19 protein-coding genes and 1 riboswitch are annotated in these 22,005 nt (G+C 61.1%); of the genes, 5 read left to right on the top strand and 14 right to left on the bottom strand.

Translation table 11 applies throughout. The features are described 5' to 3' along the window. Nucleotides 1-77 precede the first annotated feature (77 nt). The 7 genes from atzF to QMX93_RS11825 form a co-directional block, all read right to left on the bottom strand. A complete protein-coding gene (gene atzF, locus QMX93_RS11795; RefSeq protein WP_282355951.1) occupies nucleotides 78-1,850 on the bottom strand; it encodes an allophanate hydrolase in 1,773 nt (590 codons plus the stop codon). A gap of 24 nt (nucleotides 1,851-1,874) precedes the next feature. Continuing rightward, entirely contained in the window at nucleotides 1,875-5,537 is a 3,663-nt protein-coding gene (uca, locus tag QMX93_RS11800) for an urea carboxylase (protein WP_282355953.1), read from the bottom strand. Between the two features lie 253 nt (nucleotides 5,538-5,790). Continuing rightward, on the bottom strand, nucleotides 5,791-6,432 hold the full coding sequence (locus tag QMX93_RS11805) for an urea amidolyase associated protein UAAP2 (RefSeq protein ID WP_053118023.1): 642 nt from the start codon (nucleotides 6,430-6,432) through the stop codon (nucleotides 5,791-5,793). Nucleotides 6,433-6,443: 11 nt separating this feature from the next. Next, nucleotides 6,444-7,169 (bottom strand): urea amidolyase associated protein UAAP1, encoded by a 726-nt coding sequence (locus QMX93_RS11810; protein WP_282356051.1) that lies wholly within the window; start codon nucleotides 7,167-7,169, stop codon nucleotides 6,444-6,446. A 25-nt stretch (nucleotides 7,170-7,194) separates the two neighbouring features. Next, a complete protein-coding gene (locus tag QMX93_RS11815; RefSeq protein WP_053118025.1) occupies nucleotides 7,195-7,983 on the bottom strand; it encodes an ABC transporter ATP-binding protein in 789 nt (262 codons plus the stop codon). Next, nucleotides 7,980-8,795: an ABC transporter permease gene (locus QMX93_RS11820; protein ID WP_282355959.1), complete on the bottom strand. Its 816-nt coding sequence runs from the start codon at nucleotides 8,793-8,795 to the stop codon at nucleotides 7,980-7,982. Before QMX93_RS11820 ends, QMX93_RS11815 begins: the two co-directional genes overlap by 4 nt. 18 nt (nucleotides 8,796-8,813) lie before the next feature. After that, a complete protein-coding gene (locus QMX93_RS11825) occupies nucleotides 8,814-9,881 on the bottom strand; it encodes a putative urea ABC transporter substrate-binding protein (protein ID WP_282355961.1) in 1,068 nt (355 codons plus the stop codon). Between the two features lie 63 nt (nucleotides 9,882-9,944). After that, nucleotides 9,945-10,045: riboswitch (guanidine-I (ykkC/yxkD leader) on the bottom strand. 285 nt (nucleotides 10,046-10,330) lie between these two features. Here QMX93_RS11825 and QMX93_RS11830 point away from each other — a divergent pair. Beyond that, nucleotides 10,331-10,603, top strand: coding sequence for a hypothetical protein (locus tag QMX93_RS11830; protein WP_282355963.1), 273 nt, complete (start codon nucleotides 10,331-10,333; stop codon nucleotides 10,601-10,603). A gap of 180 nt (nucleotides 10,604-10,783) precedes the next feature. Beyond that, on the top strand, nucleotides 10,784-11,191 hold the full coding sequence (locus QMX93_RS11835) for a hypothetical protein (RefSeq protein WP_212550568.1): 408 nt from the start codon (nucleotides 10,784-10,786) through the stop codon (nucleotides 11,189-11,191). A 54-nt stretch (nucleotides 11,192-11,245) separates the two neighbouring features. On the opposite strand, the gene QMX93_RS11840 is transcribed toward QMX93_RS11835, so the two are convergent. Continuing rightward, nucleotides 11,246-12,358: an enoyl-CoA hydratase/isomerase family protein gene (locus tag QMX93_RS11840; protein WP_212545219.1), complete on the bottom strand. Its 1,113-nt coding sequence runs from the start codon at nucleotides 12,356-12,358 to the stop codon at nucleotides 11,246-11,248. A gap of 132 nt (nucleotides 12,359-12,490) precedes the next feature. Between QMX93_RS11840 and ung the strand changes: the two genes are divergently transcribed. Beyond that, nucleotides 12,491-13,186 (top strand): uracil-DNA glycosylase, encoded by a 696-nt coding sequence (gene ung, locus QMX93_RS11845; protein ID WP_282355970.1) that lies wholly within the window; start codon nucleotides 12,491-12,493, stop codon nucleotides 13,184-13,186. A 145-nt stretch (nucleotides 13,187-13,331) separates the two neighbouring features. Here the strand turns inward: ung and QMX93_RS11850 are convergent, their stop codons facing one another. The 5 genes from QMX93_RS11850 to QMX93_RS11870 all read right to left on the bottom strand — a co-directional run bounded on the left by QMX93_RS11850 (nucleotide 13,332) and on the right by QMX93_RS11870 (nucleotide 18,764). Next, nucleotides 13,332-14,366 carry an AbrB family transcriptional regulator gene (locus QMX93_RS11850; RefSeq protein WP_282355972.1) on the bottom strand — a complete coding sequence of 345 codons (1,035 nt, stop codon included), beginning with the start codon at nucleotides 14,364-14,366 and terminating at the stop codon, nucleotides 13,332-13,334. After that, on the bottom strand, nucleotides 14,359-15,873 hold the full coding sequence (locus QMX93_RS11855) for a tripartite tricarboxylate transporter permease (RefSeq protein ID WP_053118038.1): 1,515 nt from the start codon (nucleotides 15,871-15,873) through the stop codon (nucleotides 14,359-14,361). The genes QMX93_RS11850 and QMX93_RS11855 overlap by 8 nt, the downstream gene beginning before the upstream one ends. 1 nt (nucleotide 15,874) lies before the next feature. Then, nucleotides 15,875-16,333 carry a tripartite tricarboxylate transporter TctB family protein gene (locus QMX93_RS11860; RefSeq protein ID WP_053118040.1) on the bottom strand — a complete coding sequence of 153 codons (459 nt, stop codon included), beginning with the start codon at nucleotides 16,331-16,333 and terminating at the stop codon, nucleotides 15,875-15,877. A 56-nt stretch (nucleotides 16,334-16,389) separates the two neighbouring features. Further along, entirely contained in the window at nucleotides 16,390-17,367 is a 978-nt protein-coding gene (locus tag QMX93_RS11865; RefSeq protein ID WP_159814190.1) for a tripartite tricarboxylate transporter substrate binding protein, read from the bottom strand. 104 nt (nucleotides 17,368-17,471) lie between these two features. Then, nucleotides 17,472-18,764: an OprD family porin gene (locus QMX93_RS11870; protein ID WP_282355979.1), complete on the bottom strand. Its 1,293-nt coding sequence runs from the start codon at nucleotides 18,762-18,764 to the stop codon at nucleotides 17,472-17,474. Nucleotides 18,765-19,000: 236 nt separating this feature from the next. On the opposite strand from QMX93_RS11870, the gene QMX93_RS11875 reads away from it, so the two are divergent. Together QMX93_RS11875 and QMX93_RS11880 are read left to right on the top strand one after the other, a co-directional pair. Further along, complete coding sequence (locus QMX93_RS11875) at nucleotides 19,001-19,672, top strand: response regulator (protein WP_053118046.1); 672 nt, start codon at nucleotides 19,001-19,003, stop codon at nucleotides 19,670-19,672. After that, a complete protein-coding gene (locus QMX93_RS11880; RefSeq protein ID WP_282355984.1) occupies nucleotides 19,665-21,050 on the top strand; it encodes a sensor histidine kinase in 1,386 nt (461 codons plus the stop codon). Before QMX93_RS11875 ends, QMX93_RS11880 begins: the two co-directional genes overlap by 8 nt. Nucleotides 21,051-21,156: 106 nt before the next feature. Here QMX93_RS11880 and QMX93_RS11885 read toward each other — a convergent pair whose 3' ends face one another. Beyond that, nucleotides 21,157-21,978, bottom strand: a complete 822-nt coding sequence (locus QMX93_RS11885) for an HDOD domain-containing protein (RefSeq protein WP_212545216.1) — start codon at nucleotides 21,976-21,978, stop codon at nucleotides 21,157-21,159. Nucleotides 21,979-22,005 lie beyond the last annotated feature (27 nt).

Consider the following 22,005-nt stretch of genomic DNA (forward strand, 5'->3'; position numbering starts at 1 on the left):
CGATAGCGGTAGATCAGTCACATCTTTGGTGAATGTCATACCGCTATCGCGAGCAGGCTCACTCCTACAGATGGCGGTCAGGCCAGGGTTTTCAGGTAGGCCCGCCAGCCGCCGAGGTGGCTGATGTCTTTGGCGCCTTCAAGACCATACGGCTCACAGATAAACCCACTCTCCCAGCGCCCATCCGCCAATTGCACCTTACCCAATCCCAACGGCGCCGGAATCCCGGTCAGAAACGAACCCAACTCGCTGCTCGGCAACTCCCACACCTCCACCGCAATCGCCACGCCGCCGTCCTTCACCCGCACCATCCCCGGACGCAATGGCGGGCCGCCGGCCAAGGCATGCAGTTGATAATCCGGCGAGCTCAGCGTGGTTTCCAGCAACCGCCCACCGCGCTGCGTCAGTTGCCAGTTCAACGCCAACCCTTGCAGATGCGCGCCACACACCACTATTCGCGCACGATCATTGCGCGCTACGTTCGCGGGCGTCGGCAATGCAGTGTCCTGCTGACGCTGCATCGCATCCGCCACACTCAACAGATATTGATCGGTAAACACCCGCCCAAACAACGTCACGCCCCACGGCAATCCATTGGCCATAAACCCGCTCGGCACGGCGACGGCGGCGTAGTCGAGCAGGTTCATGAAGTTGGTGTAGTAACCCAGTTCCGAATTGCGCAGCACCGGTTCGGCGTGCAGTTCGGCGAGTGTCACCGGGCGGCCGATGGTCGGCGTCAGTACACAGTCGAGACCTTCGAGTGCTTGATCGCACAGCGCTTTCAACGCTTGCAGTCGGTACTGCGCGCGGAAAGTCTGCACGCCGCTCACCGCCGGGGCTTTGGCCAGCACGGCGCGGATCACCGGCAAAACGGCTTGCGGATTCTGTTCCATCAATTCGCCGGCAACGCTGTAACGCTCGGCGACCCACGGCCCTTCGTAAAGCAAACGCGCCACTTCAAGAAATGGCGTCAGATCCAGTTCAACCGCTTCGCCACCCAAGGCCTTGAGTCGGTCGATGGCATCGCCGAACAACAGCGGCCCTTCGACACAGCCGAAAAACTGCAGATCCTGCGCACGCGGCACACCGAAACGAAATGGCCGTGGCGCACCAAACGCCGAGCCGTCATTCCACGACGGATTGCGGCGGCTGTACTCATCGCGCGGATCGAGTTTCGCGGTTAACGCCAGCAACTGACTGGCCTCGCGCGCCGTTGCGGTAAACGTGGTCACGCAATCCAGCGTACGGCACGCCGGCACCACACCGGCGGTGGAAATCAGCCCTTTGCTGGCCTTCAATCCGAGCAGATTATTCAACGCCGCCGGCACCCGACCGGAGCCTGCGGTGTCGGTGCCCAAAGCAAAACTCGCCACGCCCAAGGCCACCGCCAGCGACGAACCGGCGCTGGAACCGCCCGATGGATATTCCGGCAATACGCTGTTCGGACAAGCGCCGTAAGGCGAGCGGCTGCCATTAAGGCCCGTGGCAAATTGATCGAGGTTGGTCTTGCCCAGCGGAATCGCGCCCAACGCGATCAGTTGCTCGACGATGGTCGCCGAGCGCTCCGGCACATAAGCAAAATCCGGGCACGCGGCGGTGGTCGGAATGCCGGCCAGATCGATGTTGTCCTTGATCGCAAACGGCACGCCGTACAGCGGCAGACTGTCGAGATCACGACCATCGAGGGCCGCCAGATACGGCTCCAGTTCGGCGACGCTGAGCAGGTGGATGAACAGGTGATAATCCGGGTTCAGCGCGGCTGCTTTGTCGCGCAGTGTCGGCAGCAGTTGACGCGGTGTGGTGTCACCATTGCGGTACGCCTGGCGCAGAACATCGAGTTGCAGATTCATGAGTTGATCCTTATTCAATTGGCTTCAGTCGAGTTCCAGCACCACGACCCGTTGTCCCGCACGCACCGCCGAACCGGGTTGCACACGAATCTCGCGCACCACCCCGGCCATCGGCGCGAGCAGCGGAATCTCCATCTTCATCGACTCGAGAATCACCAGCACATCGCCGGCCGCAACACGGCTGCCAGCCTCGACCTGCACCTGCCAGAGATTGCCGGCGATGTGGCTGTCGACGCTGTGTTCACCCTCCGCCAGCAGCGCGTCCTCGCTGGATTCGACCACCGCTTCTTCACTGTCGAAATGCGCCTGACCACTGGCGATCCAGCGTTCGCGTTCGGCATTGAAGGCACCCTGTTGCTGAGCGCGAAAGGCGCTGATGCCCTCGGCTTCACGACTGAGAAACGCTTGGTAATCGGCGAGGTTGAGCTGGCTGTGTTCGATGTTCAGATCGAAGCGCCCCAGCGGAAAATCGCGGCGGATGCGCAGCAGTTCTTCAGCGCTGACCGGGTAGAAACGGATCTGATCGAAGAAGCGCAGCAGCCACGGTTTACCGTCGAACGCGGCGACTTCGCGGTAGCGATTCCACATCTGCAAGGTACGCCCGACAAACTGATAACCGCCCGGGCCTTCCATGCCGTACACGCACATATAAGCGCCGCCGATGCCCACCGAATTCTCGGCCGTCCAGGTGCGCGCCGGGTTGTATTTGGTGGTCACCAAACGGTGGCGCGGATCGAGCGGCGTGGCCACCGGCGCACCGAGGTAGACATCGCCGAGGCCCATCACCAGATAGCTCGCATCGAATACAGTGCGCTGCACTTCGTCGAGGTTCGGCAGGTCGTTGATGCGGCGGATGAACTCCAGATTGCTCGGGCACCACGGCGCGTCCTTGCGCACGGTGGTCATGTATTTCTCGATCGCCAGTTGGCAAGCCGGGTCATCCCAGGACAGCGGCAGATGGACGATGCGCGACGGCACTTGCAGGTCGTTGGCGGCGCACACCGCGTCCCATTCGCCGGCGATGATGCCGAGCAGATCGGCGAGCGGCAGTTGCTCAGGCTGGTAATGGATTTGCAGCGAGCGGATGCCGGGGGTGAGGTCGATCACGCCGTGCAGGGCTTTGTGTTCCAGCGCCTGCATGAGGGCGTGGGCGCGGAAGCGCAGGACGAGATTGAGCTCCGGCTCGCCGATTTCCAGCAATAGATGCGTATCCCCGGAAACCCTCGCAACAAGCCGCTGATCACCCTGACCCAACGCCAACACCACAGGCGATGCCAAACCCTGTGGGAGCGAGCTTGCTCGCGAATGCGGTGTGTCAGACACATCAATGTTGACTGACACGGCCTCTTCGCGAGCAAGTCGAATCGTCGCACCGCCGCTCCCACAGTGGGAATCCCATTTCAGGGCGAGGTTGCGGGCGGTTTTGAGGTCGATCGGGATGAACTGGACTTTATCGCCCGCCTTGAGCTGCCCCAGTTGCCACAGATCCGCCTCGATCACCGTCACCGGGCAGACAAATCCGCCAAGGCTCGGGCCATCCGGGCCGAGGATCACCGGCATGTCCCCGGTGAAATCCACCGCGCCGATGGCGTACGGATTGTCGTGAATATTCGACGGATGCAAGCCGGCTTCACCTCCGTCCGCGCGTACCCATTCCGGCTTCGGCCCGATCAAGCGAACGCCGGTGCGGCTCGAGTTGAAATGTACTTCCCATTGGGTTTCAAAGAACGTGCCGATGTAGTGCTCAGTGAAGTATTCCGGCGCAGCGTGCGGGCCGTAAATCACCCGAATCTGCCGCACCGCAGGTAACGCGGTGACGTGTGCTTCGGCCAGTTGTTGACCGCTGCTGTGATCAGTCAGAGCAGGCACATGCAACACATCACCCGCGCGCAACGCGCGACCACCATGCCCACCAAACTGACCCAACGTGAAAGTGCCTTTGCTACCCAGATAATCCGGCACCTGCAAGCCACCGCGCAGGCACAGATAGCTGCGAGTTCCGGCACCGCTGATGCTACCCAGATGCAACGTCGCACCCGCCGGGATCAGCAGGGCGGTGTTCATCGGCACGCTGTCACCCTCAAGCGTCAGCGCGATCGGCGCACCGGTCACCGCGATCACCGCTGCACAATTGAAGCGCAGCAACGGCCCGCTCATGGTGATTTCCAGCGCCGCCGCGCCTTCAGCATTGCCGAGCAAGCGATTGCCCAGACGCAGCGCGCGGCTGTCCATCGGCCCCGACGGCGGCACACCGACCGCCCAGTAACCGAGGCGGCCGGGATAGTCCTGCACGCTGGTTTGCGTGCCTGCGCTGAGCACTTCAAAAGTGTTGGCGCGATAGACCAGACCTTCCAGACAACGCGTCCACGGCTCACCGCTGGCGAACGGCGTGTCGAGGAGAATCTGCCGCAGGTAATCACGGTTGGTTTCCACGCCGTACAACAGACTGTCGCCCAGCGCTTGATGCAATTCGGCCCGCGCCTGTTCACGAGTGGGCGCCCAGGTAATGACCTTGGCGATCATCGGATCGAAATACGGCGGGATCTCGCAACCCGCCTCAACCCACGTGTCGATGCGCAGTTGAATACCGTTGGCCGGCGGAAACTGCACCGCCGTCAGCAGGCCCGGGCTCGGCTGAAAATCACGCCCCGGATCTTCCGCATACAGCCGCGCCTGAATCGCATGGCCTTCGGGTTTCAACTGACGAGACAACTCGCTCAGCGGCGGCAGATCACCGGCGGCCAGCTCCACCATCCAGCGCACCAGATCCACGCCCCAGACCTGTTCGGTGACACCGTGCTCGACCTGCAAACGCGTGTTCACTTCGAGGAAATAGAAGCGCTGTGCCTCGCTGTCGAAGACGAATTCCACGGTGCCGGCGCTGCGGTAGTTAACGGCTTTCGCCAGTTTGATCGCCGCCGCGCACAGCTCTTCGGCCATGCCGTCGGGCAGGTTTGGTGCCGGGGTTTCTTCGAGGACTTTCTGATTGCGCCGTTGCACCGAGCAGTCGCGCACGCCGAGGGCGATGACTTCACCGCGACCATCGCCGAACACCTGCACCTCCAAATGGCGGGCGCGCTGGATGTACTTCTCGATGAACACGCCGGCGTCGCTGAAGTTGTTCTGACCGAGGCGTTTGACTGCCTCAAACGATTCGCTCAATTCGCTGGCGCTGCGGCACACGCGCATGCCGATGCCGCCACCGCCAGCGGTGCTTTTCAGCATCACCGGGTAGCCGACTTGTTCGCCAGCGATCAGCGCGGCGTCGAGGCTGTCGAGCAGTTCGGTACCTTCGAGCATCGGCACGCCGTGTTGTTTGGCCAGGGCGCGAGCGGTGTGCTTGAGGCCGAACACGCGCAGCTGCTCCGGTGTCGGGCCGATGAAGGCAATGTTCTGCGCCTCGCATGCTTCGGCGAACGCGGCGTTCTCGGACAGAAATCCGTACCCGGGATGGATCGCCGTGGCACCGCTTTGCTTGGCGATGGCGAGGATCTTGTCGACGGCCAGATAGGTGCCGGCAGCGGCGCCTTCACCGAGACTGTGCGCTTCATCGGCTTGCAGGATGTGCAGGCTGGCGGCGTCGGCTTCGGAGTACACGGCCACGCCTTTGACCTGCAATGACGCGAGGGTGCGCAGGATGCGGCAGGCGATGGCGCCACGGTTGGCGATAAGGATTTTTTCGAACATGGCATAACCCCTGAAGGGGAAGCGGGCCGTCCCGCCGTTTTTCGACAGACATCCGGGCCGTCCCGGATGACTTAAATCCACGCTGCACCTGTAGGAGCTGCCGCAGGCTGCGATCTTTTGATCTTGAATTTTCAAAAAGCAAAATCAAGAGATCGCAGCCTGCGGCAGCTCCTACAGGGGAGCGGTTATTTGATGCACTGCCCGGAACGTGCCTGGCACAGGGCGAAAAGCAAGCGGCGTAAACGGCGGATAGTCAGTTCCATACCAGCAGCTCCGCAGGTGTCGGGTTGTAGGCATTGCACGGATTATTCAACTGCGGACAATTGGAAATCAGCACGATCACGTCCATCTCCGCGCGCAAATCCACATACTTGCCCGGCGCCGAAATGCCGTCTTCAAACGTCAGTCCGCCATCCGCCGTGACCGGCACATTCATGAAGAAATTGATGTTCGGCCCGATGTCGCTTTTGCCCAAGCGTCCGTCATGCACACAGGCGCGCAGGTAGTTGTCGCGGCAGCTGTGCATGTAGCGTTTTTCCAGGGCATAACGCACGGTGTTGCTCTCTTGCGCGCAGGCACCGCCGAGGGTGTCGTGGCGTCCGCAGGTGTCGGCGACGATGGTCAGCATCGCGTGGCCGAGGTTGGAATAGAGCACGCTGCCGGTGCTCAGGTAGACGCTGTTCTGCCGGCGCAAAGTGCGTTGCACGTCGTAGCGTTCCTTGGGATTGGCGACGCTGTAGAACAACGTATCGACCGCTTGATTTCCTTCCAGATCAAGGATGCGCAGGGTCTGCCCGGCCTTGACCTCCATCAGCCACGGCTCACCGGCCGGGATCGTGGCGCGGTACACCGCAGCGTCGGGTTGTTTTTGCGAAGTGGCGATAGCAACTGACATGGCAGCGATCCTCAGGCGAACAAACGGTCGGTGTTGATAAAGCCGCGCTCATTTTCCGGGCGCGAAGTGCGGCAGTGTTCGGCGACGCTGGCGTCGGCGTTCATCCAGCTCAGCTTCAGCGGTTTTGGTGCATATTCCGGCGCCGGATCCATCGGGTGTTGCAGCGCGGTGAGCACCACCAGCGTGTCCATCGGCGCGTACAGTTCGATGTAGTCGCCGGCCTTGGAATTGCCCTCGACGAAGTGGAAACGCCCGGCCTCATCGACGTTGACGCGGCTGAACAAATTGAGGGTCATCAACAGGTCGGACAGGCCCAGGCCCCACTTGCCGAGTTCCACCAACAGGTTGTCGGTGCCGTTGCGGAAGAAGCCGTTGCGCAGTTCCTGATAGCGGCCCTGACCGTACTTTTGCGCGACCTCTTCGGCGCAGAGCACACCGCCGAGGCTGTCGCTCCAGCCGCACGTGTCGGCGGTGATTGCGGCCAGCACGCGGCCCATGTCCGAGTACAGGCAGTGACCGCTGGTGAGCTTGGCGGTGTGTTGGCATTTGAGGCTGTCGGGCAGGTTCAGCCGCTCGGTTTTTTCGTTGGCGTTGAGCAGGGTCAGGCTGACGTTGGCGCCGCCGCGCAGATCGGTCAGGCGCAGCAATTGGCCGCGCTTCAACACGAAGGAACGGTGGCCGCCACCGGGGAGCATTTCTTCGGCGAAGGGTGGAAACAGTTGACTCGAATCAGTCATCGGCTTATTCATCAGAGCAGTCCTCTCAAGCGGTGCGAAGGGCGCCTGCCAGTGGCAACGGCAGGGCGTCGACGGCGGCGCGTTGGGCGCGGCGGTCGCTGTTCAAAGGGATGTCGTAGGTGATGCGCGCGCCATAGGCGCCGGGGGCGTGCGGGTCGAGGCGCACTTTGTCGAACACCAGCAAACGCGTGCCGAGGCTGAAGCCTTCGGACAGATCATGGGTGACCATGAACACGGTCAGTCTGGTCTCGCGCCATAGCTCCAGCAGTAAGGCGTGCATGTCTTTACGGATGCCCGGATCGAGTGCGCCGAACGGCTCGTCGAGCAGCAACACGCGCGGTTTCATGATCAGCGCCTGAGCAATCGCCAGCCGCTGCTGCATACCGCCGGACAACTGCGCCGGGTACTTGTCCAGCGCATGACCGAGGCCGACTTTGTGCAGCAGCGCCGCAGCCTGTTCGCGCGCGTCACGTTTGCCGCTGCCGAACAACCGCCCCAGCAGCGGCGCACGCGGCAATTCTAGGCCGAGGGCGACGTTGTCGAGCACGCTCAAATGTGGGAACACCGAGTAGCGCTGAAACACCACGCCACGGCTGGCATCCGGTTCGCTGGCCAGCGCTTGACCGTCGAGCAGAATCTCGCCGCGACTCGCCGTTTCCTGGCCGAGCAACAGACGCAGGAAGGTCGATTTGCCGCAACCGGAGGCGCCGACCAAGGTGCAAAACTCACCTTCGTTGACGTTCAGATTCAAGCCTTCGAGCACCACTTGATCGGCGTATTGCTGCCAGACATTTTTCACGGTGATGAAGCTCATTTGGCCGCCCCCTCATACCAAGGGAACGCCCGCCGCGTCAGGTATTTCAGGCCCCAATCCATCAGCCAGGCGAGGAGGGTGATCCACACCACGTACGGCAGAATCACGTCCATCGCCAGATAACGCCGCACCAGAAAAATCCGGTAGCCGAGGCCGTCAGTGGAGGCGATTGCTTCAGCGGCAATCAGGAACAACCACGCCGAGCCGAGCATCAGCCGCAACGAGATCAGCAAGCGCGGCAACAGTTGCGGCAGCACCACGCGCAGCATCAGCGTCCAGGTCGAAGCACCGAGGGTCTGCGCCTTGATCAGCAGTTCGACGGGGATTTCGCGGGCACGCTGCTCCAGATCACGAGCAAGCGCCGGGGTGATGCCGATCACGATCAGCATGACTTTCGACAACTCGCCCAGACCGAAAACGATGAACAGAATCGGCAGGATCGCCAGCGGCGGCACCATCGACAACACCGTCAATAATGGCGACAACGGCGCGCCGAACAGCGGCAGTGTGCCGGCGGCGATGCCCAGGCACAGCCCGGCGAGTGCAGCGATGCCGAGCCCAATGGCCAAGCGCCGCAGACTCGACGCGGTGTCCTGCCACAATAGGTAGTCACCGGTGCGGCTGTCGGCATTGAAGGCCAGACGTTGGACCGCATCGGTCATCTGCACGGCGCTGGGCAGCAGTTTGTCGTTAGGGTTGTCCGCCAGGCGCTCGGCCGAACCCATGAAGTAGGCGAACAGCAGCAGTGCGAACGGGAGGATCACCAACAACAGGCGACTGGGGCGATCCGGGTGGCGATTGATCAGGCGCATGGCCAAATCCTCCGTGGCTTACAGCTTGGCGTCGGCAGCCATCTGCACGTAAGTCGGATCGAAACGCAGCTTGAGGTTGCCGGTGTCGCCGCTGGTCACGCCGTTGGCGAAGGCCATGCCGACCGCGCTGGTGTCTTTTGCGCCTTCACCGAGCAAGCCGTGCTGGAAGGAAAATTCGGCGACTTTGCGCATGGTTTCCGGCAGCTGTTGGCTGGTGGCGAAGTTCAGCGCTTCGCTTGGCGTGGCGAACAGTTTGGTGGTGTCGAGTTGTGCCTGGAATCCAGCGAGGTCGGTGCCCGAAGCTTTGGCCATGTGCTCCAGCGCAGCCTTGCTCGCGGCGTTCTTGGCGTTCATCAACTCGACCACTTCGAACCACGCGCCGGTCAGCGCTTTACCCAGCGCCGGGTTGTCTTTGAGGGTGGCGCTGTTGACCACCATCATGTCCATGATCTCGCCGGGAATCTGGCTGGAGTTGAACACTTCGGTCACGCCCGGTTTGGCCTTGATGTCCGAGAGCATCGGGTTCCAGGTCGTCACTGCGTTGACTTGGTCGGTGTTGAAAGCGGCGGAGATGTCGGCGTCGGAGGTGTTGACCACTTTCAGGTCTTTTTCGGTGAGGTCGACCGAATCCAGCGCGCGGGCCAGCAGATAATGCGAGACCGACAACTCGACCAGATTGACATCCATGCCCTTGAGGTCGGTGACCTTTTTGCCGTCGCCCTTGAGGACGATGCCGTCGTTGCCGTTGGAGAAGTCGCTGACAATCAGCGCCGTGCTGTCGACGCCGCCGGCAGCCGGGATGGTCAGCGCATCCATGTTGGTCATGGTGCAGCCGTCGAACTGGCCAGCGGTGTATTGATTAATCGATTCGACGTAATCGTTGAGCTGCACGACGTCGATCTTGATCCCGTATTTCTTCGCCCATTTATCGACGATGCCTTGGCTGCCGGCGTATTCCCATGGCATCCAGCCGGCGTAAATCGTCCAGCAGACGCTGAAGTGATCTTTCTGAGCGGCGGGGGCTTGGCTGCTGATAAGCGCGGCGAACGCGGCGGCGAGCAGGGCGGGCAAACGTAGTCGGGTCATGGCGGATTCTCCAGTTGATCAAGGGCGGACAGGAAGGCAACGCGGCACCGCGAACGGTGGCTTGTCTCCCGGGCTTTTGTCCCGCCGTGTAACCTCAACTGGAGGTCGCCAACTCTCGGACCAGCCACTCGCGATTGCGAGCCGGAACCCTAGTCAGCCATTGCAAATTGTGGTGCCGCGAACCTGTGATATGACTCCTGCACGGGTTTGCTAAAGCGAGAGGCGTGCCAAGTCACGGAGAGCGCTCTGGCACGGGGCTATGGGATGAACGAGGTTTGAGGCGAGGACGGGGCGGCGCTTTGTGTTGGTGCGCCGATGCACCGCGATGCAGCGTGAATGCCGCTGATCCGATGTCATCTTGCGGCTGGCACTTGGTTTGCGAATGCCAGTCAAAACAGGTGTCAGCCGGCCTGCGCCGACTGCGCTCGCAGGTCTTTCAGGAGGCCGCCATGCTCACTCACAAAACGTTGCGTCGGGTGCTGCTGTGCGCAGTGCTCGGTCTGGGGCTGTCCGGTTGTTATTACTACGGGCCGCCCGCCGATGTGTATTACGCCCCTTCAAACTATCCGGGTTACTACTCGCCCTATTACTACGGTGGTTATTACGGCCCGCGCTACTTTTACGGCGGCCCGCGTTATTACTACGGCGGGTATGGCTACGGTTATCGTGGCGGTTACGGACGCGGTTATCACGGCGGCGGATATCACGGTGGCCACCATTAATCAGCGGCTGAATGACCGCGTCTGGCGGATGAACAAGCTTTCATAAATCACTTGTTTCAACTTGTTGCAGGGTCGCACCAGATTCGGAAAACGCTGTCTGATTTTTCGACAGTCACCGATTAAATGACTGTCGCCTGCCAGCGTCGCTGGTACGGCCAACCCGCGGTCCAGGAGGCCGCCATGTATAGACGAATTCTTCTGCTTGCTGCGTTGATGTTTTCCGTTGCCGGTTGCGCCCCTTACTCCTACGCGGACTCGTATTACAGCTCCGAGGTTTACACGTCACCGGCACCGGCCTACTACAACACAGGCGGCACTTATTACAACGGCGGCAGCCGCTATTACGCCCAGCCGCGTTACTACCAACCTGCACCGCGGTACTACCAGCAACCGCGTTATTACCAATCGGCGCCGCGCCACTATCAACCGGCCCCACGCTACTACGAAAGCCGTCGCTGGCACGGCAATGACCGCGGCAACTGGGACGGCCACCGTCGCGGCGGCTGGGACAATGATCGCCGCGGTCGTGGCAACTACGACCGACACAGCGGCCGCGGCGATCACAATGGACGTGGCAACCGCTGGTAATCACCCGCAAACAGAAAGCGGCGCATGAAGCGCCGCTTTTTTTGTGCGCGAATTTTAATACTGCGTCAAATCCGCCAACGGGTGCCGCCCTTCCCAAACCTTGTGAAAGTGCGCCTCGACCACCGCGTCCGGCACGTTGTTGATGTCCGGCCAGTGCCAGTGCGGTTTTTGATCCTTATCGATCAACCGCGCGCGCACGCCTTCGCTGAACTCCGGATGCCGGCAGCAATTGAGGCTCAGGGTGTATTCCATCTGGAAAACCTCGGCCAGCGACAGATGCCGCGCACGAATGATCTGTTCCCAGACCAGATGCGCGGTCAGCGGCGAGCCTTCGCTCATGGTCTTCGCGGCCCGGGCGATCAATGGATCGCTGCTGTCGCGTTGCAGGCTGATGGCTTTCCAGGCGCAGGCCACATCGCTGACGTCGAGCAATTCGTCGATCTGCTGACGACGCGGCAGCCACTGCGCTTCGGGCATTTGCGCCACGGCTTCCTGTTGCAGCGCTTTGAGCAGACTGTTGAGCTGCCGATCGATCTGTTCCTGCCAGTTGAGCTGGAGCAGGCCTTCGATCAGTTCCGGTTGCTGTTCGTCGAGCAGAAAGCGGTCGGCCAGATCCAGATCGATCGCATCGCGACCGTTCATGTGCGCGCCGGTCAGGCCGAGGAACAAACCGAGCTTGCCCGGCAGCCGCGCGAGAAACCAACTGGCGCCGACATCCGGATACAGACCAATGGTGATTTCCGGCATCGCCAAGCGGCTGCTCGGCGTGACGATCCGCGTGCTCGCGCCTTGCAACAGGCCCATACCGCCGCCCAGCACATAACCGTGGCCCCAGCAGATCAGCGGTTTCGGATAAGTATGCAGGTTGTAATCCAATCGATATTCCGCGCTGAAAAACTGCGCGGCCAGCGGCGGCACTTCTCCGGGGTGGGCACGGCAGGCTTCAACCAGGCTGCGCACTTCACCGCCGGCGCAGAAGGCTTTGGCGCCGTTGCCGCGCAGCAATACGCAGACGATTTGTGGATCCTTGGCCCAGGCGTCGAGTTTGTCGCTCAGGGCGTTGATCATCGGCAGGGACAGCGCGTTCAGCGACTTTTCAGCATCCAGGCTGGCGATACCGATGCGGGCGCCGTCGGTGCCGGTGAGTTCTTCGAAGTGCAGATTCATCGTGACCTCGATCGGGAATTTGAACGATCAGTATGATCGCTGTGGGGGAAAGTGCCGGATCTGCGTCAGATCAATTGACAAGCGTGGCCGGCTTTCCTAGGGTTCGCCCCATTGTTTTTGCCGGGTATGACCATGACTGCTGACGACCGTATCAAACTCGAACCGAGCTGGAAGGAGGCACTGCGTGCTGAATTCGACCAGCCTTACATGGCAGAGTTGCGCAATTTTCTGCAGCAGGAGCGGGCGGCCGGCAAGGAAATCTATCCGCCGGGGCCGATGATTTTCAATGCCTTGAACTCGACGCCGCTGGAAAAAGTGAAGGTGGTGATCCTCGGCCAGGATCCGTATCACGGCCCGGGTCAGGCCCATGGCTTGTGCTTCTCGGTGCAACCGGGCGTGCCGGCGCCGCCATCGCTGGTCAACATCTATAAAGAGTTGAAACGCGACCTGAACATTGACATTCCCGCTCACGGCTACTTGCAGAGTTGGGCGGATCAGGGCGTGTTGATGATCAACACCACCATGACCGTCGAACGCGCCAACGCCAATGCGCACAAGGACAAGGGCTGGCAGTTTTTCACTGACCGGATCATTGAACTGGTCAGCGAGCGCCAACCGCATCTGGTGTTCATGCTCTGGGGCGCGCATGCACAGAGTAAGCAGAAGCTGATCGACGCGACCAAGCACCTGGTGCTGACGTCGGTGCATCCGTCGCCGTTGTCGGCTTATCGCGGGTTTTTGGGGTGTGGGCACTTTAGCCGGACTAACAAGTTTCTTGAACAGAATGGCGAAACGCCGATTGAGTGGCGCTTGCCGCCTGTCGCGTAATCTCGTTCCCACGCTCTGCGTGGGAATGCCTCAATGGACGCTCTGCGTCCGCTTGGGACGCGGAGCGTCCCGGGCTGCATTCCCACGCAGAGCGTGGGAACGATCATGTGGGAGCGAGCTTGCTCGCGAAAAGGGCGACGTGGTCTTACTCCGGATTACGATTCCAGTACTTGAACAACGGCTCCGCCAGAAACAGCACAAACAACAACCGCATCACCTGCATCGCCGTTACCAGCGGCACTGACAATTGCAGCGTCTCCGCCGTCAGACTCATCTCGGCAATCCCGCCCGGCATCATGCCCAGCGTCAGCGAACGCAGATCCAAATGCGTCAGCGCACTCAACCCCAACGCCGCCAACGACGCGATCAACATGGTCAGCGCCGTGCCAATCAACGTCCGCCCCATGAATGAAGGCGCACGCCGGAAGAACTGCCGGTTGAAGTGGCAACCCAAGCCACTACCAATCAACCACTGGCCAATCTGACTGCCACCATCCGGCAAACCGATGTGCAAATCCCAGGCAATGCTGACCGTCGCACTCACCAGCAACGGCCCGAACAGCCACGGATTGGGTTGGCGCAAACGCTGCCAAAGCCACGCGAGTAAAGCGCCCGCCGGAAACAGAATCGCCAGCCAGCGCCAATCGACGCTGCCAGCATGAGAAATTGGGTTGCCGTCACCGAGCAAATACTTGAACGCCGCCGGCACGCACAGCACCACCACCAACACCCGCAAACTTTGCCCCGCCGCCACATGGCTAAGCATCGCGCCATTGCGCGCACCGAGGTTGACCATCTCGCCGGAACCGCCGGGCATGCTCGAGAAAAACGCCGTGGCGCGATCCTCACCGGTGCGGCGCATCAACCACACGCCGACCACTGCCGACACACTGGTGACCAGCGCACCGAAGAAGATCAAGCCGAAATGACTGAGCACCTGCTCCATCACCACCGGGGTGAAGTGCAGCCCGATGCCAATCCCGACGATCCACTGGCCACACTTGCGGCCGCCAGGAATCTCGGTGAGCTGCCACGGCGTCAGGCAGCGCACGAGGATGATCGCCAGCAACGAGCCGACCATCCATGGCAGTGGCCAGCCGATCTGGCTGGCGAGGTAACCGCCGAGAAGACCGACCAGCGGGGTTCCCCACCAGGATTTCAGTGAGGCGCGATCAAACATCGGCAATGGCGCGACGCGCGACCGAACGTTTGCGCCAGATGCGGATCAGCGGGAAGGCCAGCATCAGCGCGGTCAGCACCCAGACACCGAAGGTGATCGGGCTCGACCAGAGGATCTCCAGTGCGCCATTAGAGATCGACAACGCACGACGCAGGTTCTGCTCCATCAGACCGCCGAGGATGAAGCCCAGCAGTACCGGCGACAACGGGAAGTCGAGCTTGCGCAGGATGTAACCGAAGATGCCGATGCCGACCATCAGGAACAGGTCGAACGTGGTGGCGTGCACCGCGTAGACGCCGATCCCGGTGATGATCGCGATCACCGGCACCAGTGCCCAGTTCGGCACGGCAAGGATGCGGGTGAAGATGCGGATCATCGGGATGTTGAGGATCACCAGCATGATGTTGGCGATAAACAACGAGGCGATCAGGCCCCAGACGATGTCCGGTTGTTGCTGGAACAGCAGCGGGCCCGGGGTGATGTTGTACAGCGACAGGGCGCCGATCATCACCGCCGTGGTGCCCGAACCTGGCACACCCAACGTCAGCATCGGCACCAAAGCACCACAAGCCGACGCACCAATAGCGGTTTCCGGCGCGGCGAGGCCACGGGCATCACCCTGACCGAATTTGCCGCTGGCACCGGCGATGCGTTTTTCGGTCATGTACGCCACGGCGCTGGCCAGCGTCGCGCCAGCACCCGGCAACACGCCCATGATGAAACCAAGCAGGCCGCAGCGAATGTTCACCACGAACACCGAAGACGCTTCCTTGAAGTTGAACATCATCCGCCCGGTCGCCTTCACTGCTTCCTGGCCGCGATGGGTTTTCTCCAGCAGCAACAGAATTTCACTGACCGAGAACAGGCCCAACACCAGCACGACGAATTGAATGCCGTCAGTCAGGTGAATGTTGTCGCCGGTAAAGCGGTACACGCCGCTGTTGGCGTCGATGCCGACACTCGACAGGAACAGGCCGATCAACGCCGCGATAAACGTCTTCAACGGTCGATCACCGGCCATGCCGCCGAGACAGACAATCGCAAACACCATCAACACGAAGTATTCCGCCGGGCCGAAGGCTATCGCCCATTTTGCCAGCAGCGGGGCGAACAGCACCATGCCGCAAGTGGCGATAAATGCACCGATGAACGAACTCCACGCCGACAACGACAGCGCTACACCGGCCAGACCTTTGCGGGCCATCGGGTAACCGTCGAGGGTGGTCATCACGGTCGATGCTTCGCCCGGAATATTCAGCAAAATCGAGCTGATCCGGCCGCCGTATTCGCAACCCAGATACACCGCCGCGAGCAGGATCAGCGCCGATTCCGGCGGCAGGCCGAGGGCGAAAGCGATCGGGATCAGCAGTGCCACGCCGTTGATCGGGCCGAGGCCCGGGAGCAAGCCAACGACGGTGCCGATCAGCGTGCCGGTCAGGGCCGTGACCAGGTTGTACGGGCTCAGCGCGACGCCGAAGCCTTGGCCCAAATAACCGAGGGTATCCATATCAGTTCTCCAGCACGTCGAGCAGGCCAAGGGGCAGCGGAACGTCCATCACACGGTCGAACAGCAGGTACAGACCGATGGCCATCAGCGTGGTGACTACGATGCTCGGCATCCAGCGACCGCCATACAGGCGCGCCATCGGAATGCCGATGAGGATGCTGCTGAGGATGAAACCCAGCGGTTCGAACAGACCGGCGAACACCAGCAGCAGGGCGACGCAGATAGCAATCTTGGTCAGGGTTTCGCGATCCAGTGGCGGCTCGTCCTCGCTGTGTTTGATCGGTGCCGGGCGAAATACCATGTACAACAGTGCCGCGCCCATCAGACCGAGCATCAGCAGCGGGAAGGCGCGCGGGCCGACCGGTTCGTAGGAAAAAGCCGCTTGGTACGGCCATGCCATCAGTGCCAGGCCGACACAGACCAGCAACAGCACCGAGGCGAAAATGCGTTGAATAAGCATGGGAGCTCCTGTGCCGCGTCCCCGCAATCGGGAACGCAGCCGCTAGACAGAGGCGATCACTGGATCAGGCCGAACTCTTTGGCCAGCACTTTGTAGTCGGCAACTTGCTTCTTCACGTAGGTGTCCAGCTCCGGGCCAGTCATGGCGAACGGAAACAGTTCACGCTGATCGCGCAGCTTGGCGAACTCGTCGGAGGCCAGCAGTTTGTCGAACGAGTCTTTCCACCAGGCGTAGTCTTCGTCGCTGACTTTTGGCCCCAGGTAGAACCCGCGCACCACCGGCCAGACGATGTCGTAGCCTTGCTCGCGAGCGGTCGGGATGTCTTTCATTTCCGGCTCGTCGAGACGCTTGTCGGAGAACACCGCGAGCAAACGCATGTCGCCACTTTGAATGTGCGGCATGGAGTCGGAGATGTCGGTACTGCCGACCTGGATGTGGCCGCCGAGCAGGGCGGTAGCGATTTCACCACCACCTTCGAGGGCGACGTAACGCAACTCACGCGGGTTGATCCCGGCAGCCTTGGCGATCAGCGCGGTTTGCATCCAGTCCTGGCTGCCGACGGTGCCGCCGGAACCGATCACCACCGAGCCTGGATCTTTCTTCAGCGCTTGAACGAGATCGTCGAGGGTCTTGTAGGGCGAATCGCTTTTCACTGCGATGGCGCCGTAGCTGGTGCCGACGGCTGCCAGCCAACGCACGTTGGTTTCATCGAAACGACCAAACTTGCCTTGCGCCAGGTTCAGCAACGAACCGCTCGACCACGCGACCAGCGTGCCGGCATCGGCCGGACGCTGAGCGACCACCGCGTTGTACGCCACCGCGCCGACACCGCCGGGCATGTAGGTCACGCGCATCGGTTTGCTCAGCAGCTTCTGGTTGACCAGTGCGCTCTGCACCAGTTTGCAGGTCAGGTCAAAACCACCGCCGGGCGAGGCCGGGGCGATACACTCCGGACGTTTCGGTTCGGCCATCAACTGCCCGGCCACCAGCATCATGCCGGCCGCCAAAGCAACTTTACGCAGTGAAAAATTCATTGGTCTCTCCACAGATTTGTTGTTGTAAGGACTGTTTGTGTAGGAGCTGCCGAAGGCTGCGATCTGTTGATCTTCCGATCACAGCGCCTAAGCATTTCAATCAATTACCAAAGAGCAACGCTATAGCTCACCAGTAACCGCACTTCATCCGCATCGCGAGCCGAGTAGTTGGAGCGGTAAGTGGCATTCCTCAAACGCACGGCGACATCCTTCAAAGCGCCGCTTTGTACTACATATTTGATCTCGGTGTTGCGCTCCCACTCTTTGCCTTCCTCGCCGGTCTTGAGCTTGATGTTGTCACCGCTCAAGTAGCGGCTCATGAAGCTCAGGCCGGGGATGCCGAGTTTGGCGAAGTCGAAGTCGTAACGTGCCTGCCAGGAGCGTTCTTCCGCGCCGGCGAAGTCGTTGATCTGCACGAAGTTGACCAGATACGGGTCGCTGCCATCGACATACGGGAACGCGCTATCGCCGGACATGTGTTGATAACCGGCGCTGAACTTGTGGCCGCTCAGTGCATAGCTGACCAGACCGTTGAGCGAGCGGTTGTCGATCTCGCCACCACGGGCCGCGCCCTGATCATCACTGACGGCGAAACGCAGATCAGTGACGAACGTGCCCGGGCCCATCGGCCGCGAGGCGACCAGGCCGAAGAAGTGCTGGTTGTAGACTTCGTCGAGTTGGGCGAAGTGGTAACTGCCGGTGATCTTGTCGGTGAACTTGTAATCGACGCCGCCAAAGTCGAAGTGCTTGCCGGCAGCGGTACCGGCGAAACGGCTGTTCTTGTTGTTAAGGGCGATGTCCTCGAAATCGGTGCTGTCGCGATCCTTGGCTTTCTCCAGTCGGCCACCGGTGAAGGTCAGGTTCTTGATCTCTTTGGAGGTCAGCAAACCGCCTTCAAAGGTTTGCGGCAGGATGCGTCCGTCGTTCGGTTTGAGGATCGGTAGCTCAGGAATCAGGCTGCCGATTTTCAGTTCGGTGGCGGAGATTTTCACTTTGCCGGTCAGGCCGAGCTTGGAGTATTCGTCCGCCGCGCGTCCGTCATCGTGGGTCGGCAGCAGGCCGGTGCCGGTGCGATCCGGGCTGGAATCGAGTTTGACGCCGAGCATGCCCAGCGCATCGACACCAAAACCGACGGTGCCATCGGTGTATCCCGATTGCAGATTGAGCATGAAGCCCTGAGCCCATTCGTCACGCTTGGATTGCTGGGCGCTGGTGCCATCGCGAAAGTCGCGGTTGAAATACATGTTGCGGGTTTCGAAGGTGGCGCTGCTGTCTTCAATGAAGTCGGCAAAACTCAGTGGCGAAAAACCGGCAAGGGCGGCGGCACTGGCGAGGGCTGTGTGGCTGAAACGGGAAGGGCGAACAGGCGTGAATGCCTGAGGCTGCATGGACGGCATGCGGGTGTACTCCGTTTATTGTTCTTATTGGTCGAAAACGCTTCTTGGCGTTTTTCGTATCGCTGTGTGGCAGCAGCGACGGCAGTCGGGACTGTCCGTGGGCCGACTCTAACCGGCTAACCTTTCACTAACCTTTCAGCTGACTTTCACGGTTTTCGGGCTTCACAGCGGCGGTTGCGGCTGTAAACTCCGCGGCAAAGAGTGGCGTCGGCCATCCCTGAACGAGGTAAAAATCCATGCGTGTCCTGCTCGTCGAAGACCATCTGCAACTGGCCGAAAGTGTTGCCCAGGCGCTCAAGAGCACAGGTCTGACCGTGGACGTGTTGCACGATGGTGTGGCCGCCGATCTGGCCTTGAGCAGCGAGGAATACGCGGTGGCGATCCTCGATGTCGGCCTGCCGCGCATGGACGGTTTTGAAGTATTGGCGCGTTTGCGCGCACGCGGAAAAAACCTGCCGGTGCTGATGCTGACTGCGCGCAGCGATGTGAAAGATCGTGTGCACGGCCTCAATCTCGGCGCTGACGATTACCTCGCCAAACCGTTCGAACTGACAGAGCTCGAGGCGCGAGTCAAAGCCTTGCTGCGCCGCAGTGTGCTCGGTGGCGAACGCCAGCAGCGCTGCGGTGTGCTGGCCTATGATCTCGACACGCGACGCTTCAGTCTCGGCGAAGAATTGCTGACGCTGACCTCCCGTGAGCAAGCCGTACTGGAAGCGCTGATCGCCCGACCGGGCCGCGTGATGAGCAAGGAGCAACTGGCCGCGCAGGTGTTCGGTCTCGACGAAGAAGCCAGCCCCGACGCCATCGAAATCTACGTGCATCGCTTGCGCAAAAAACTGGATGGTCAACCCGTAGCGATCGTCACCTTCCGCGGCCTCGGTTACCTGCTGGAAAGCCGTGATGCATAAGCCCAGCAGCCTGCGCTGGCGGTTGCTGTGGAACCTCGCGTTGTTGCTGGTGGTGTTGATGCTCGCCAGCGGATTGAGCGCTTACTGGAACGGTCGCGAAGCCGCCGACACTGCCTACGACCGCACGCTGCTGGCCTCGGCGCGCACCATCGCCGCAGGGTTGTCGCAACGCGATGGCAGCCTCAGTGCCGATGTGCCTTACGTGGCCCTCGACACCTTCGCCTACGACAGCGCCGGGCGCATTTATTATCAGGTCAACGACATCCACCAGAAGCTGATTTCCGGTTACGAAAATCTGCCAGGCCCGCCACCGGGCACGCCTCGAACTGACAGTTATCCGGCGCTGGCACGTTTTTACAACGCCACTTACAAGGGCCAAAACGTTCGCGTGGTCAGCCTGCTGAAAGCCGTTACCGAACCGAACATGAACGGCATGGCGGAAATCCGTGTGGCCGAAACCGACGAGGCGCGCGTAAGCATGGCGCGCAGTCTGGCCGCCGATACTTTGCTGCGTCTGGGCATGTTGGCGATTGGCGCGTTGCTGCTCGTCTGGTTCGCCGTCAGTGCGGCGTTGCGCCCGCTGGAGCGTTTGCGCACGGCGGTGGAAGAGCGTCAGCCCGATGATTTGCGGCCATTGCCGCTGGTGGAAGTGCAGCATGAGTTGTGGCCGTTGGTGCGCGGGCTCAACCATTTCACCGAGCGGTTGCGCGTGCAGTTCGAGCGCCAGGCGCAGTTCATTGCCGATGCCGCGCATGAGTTGCGCACGCCGCTGGCCGCGTTGAAGGCGAGGCTTGAGTTGGGGCTGCGCTCGAACGAGCCCGAGACGTGGCGCACGACGTTGGAATCTTCAGCGCAAAGCACCGATCGCCTGACGCATCTGGCCAACCAGTTGCTGTCGCTGGCCCGTGTTGAAAACGGTGCGCGGGCGATTGCCGAGGGTGGCGCGCAGTTACTCGACCTTAGCCAGTTGGCGCGAGAGTTGGGCATGGCCATGGCGCCGCTGGCGCACAAACGCGGTGTTGCGTTGGCATTGGAAGCGGACGAGCCGGTGTGGTTGCGCGGTGAGCCGACGTTGCTCAATGAGTTGCTGAGCAATCTGGTGGACAACGCCTTGGCGCACACACCACCGGGCGGCAATGTGATTCTGCGCGTGACGGCGCCGGCGGTGCTTGAGGTTGAAGACGACGGGCCGGGAATTCCGCTGGAAGAGCGTGATCGCGTGTTTGAAAGGTTTTACCGGCGCAATCAGCAGGTGGCCGGGTCAGGGTTGGGACTGGCGATTGTCGGCGAGATTTGCCGGGCGCATCTGGCGCAGATCAGTCTGCATGATGGCGAGGAGGCGGGGTTGAAGGTGCGGGTGAGTTTTGTTGCCGGGTGATTGCGGCGCCTTTGATGGCCTCTTCGCGAGCAGGCTCACTCCTACATTGGAATGCGGTCTCCTGTAGGAGTGAGCCTGCTCGCGATGGCTTCACCAAGGTTTCAGATCAGTAAAACATCGACCGCGATTCTTCCAGATCCACGCACAGCGCTCTGTTCTCCGGATCTATCCCCAACTTCCTGAACGCAGGCACACTCGCCAGATCAATCCGCGCAAACGGATGATCGGTGCCTTTACGGCAATGCAGATTCGCCACCTGCACCAGATCGACATAATCAATCTGCGTCGAATCGCGTTTGAAATCCTGATAACGCCCCGGCAATTCCACCAGCCGTTCCGGAAACTCCCAGACCCGCAGCAATTTGTCACCGAGCAACGGATGAATGCGGTCGATCACATGGTTGAGGCTGACCGGATCCGACAGCAACTCGTAGTGATCTTCGGCATAAGTCAGAATCGGCAGCACACCAATCTGATGCACCAGCCCGCCCAGCGCTGCCTGATCCGGCTTGAGCTGGGTGTAGCGACGGCACAGCGCGTAGCTGACCCCGGCGATCTCCAGACTGCTGCGCCAGACTTCACGCATTTTCTGTTCGACCACCTCGGAGCGGGCGTGGAAAATCTGCTCCATCACCAGACCGATCGCCAGGTTGCTGCTGTAGTTGATGCCCAGCCGCGTGATCGCGGTGTGCAGGTCGGTGACTTCCTGCGCGGCGCGCAGCAGCGGGCTGTTGACCACTTTGATCAGGCGCGCCGACAGCGCGGTGTCGCGACCGATGACTTTGCTCAGGTCGCTGACACTGATTTCCGGATCTTCGGCAGCCTTGCGAATTTGCAGGGCCACTTCCGGCAACGTTGGCAGAACCAGGTCATCGTTATCGATGGCCTCAACCAAATCCCGTTGGACCTTTTCCGCCAGTTCGCTCATTTGGACTCTCTAGGGTGTTGCAACCAG

It is taken from the genome of Pseudomonas sp. PS01303, from assembly GCF_029959385.1.
Classification (GTDB): Bacteria; Pseudomonadota; Gammaproteobacteria; order Pseudomonadales; family Pseudomonadaceae; genus Aquipseudomonas; species Aquipseudomonas rustica.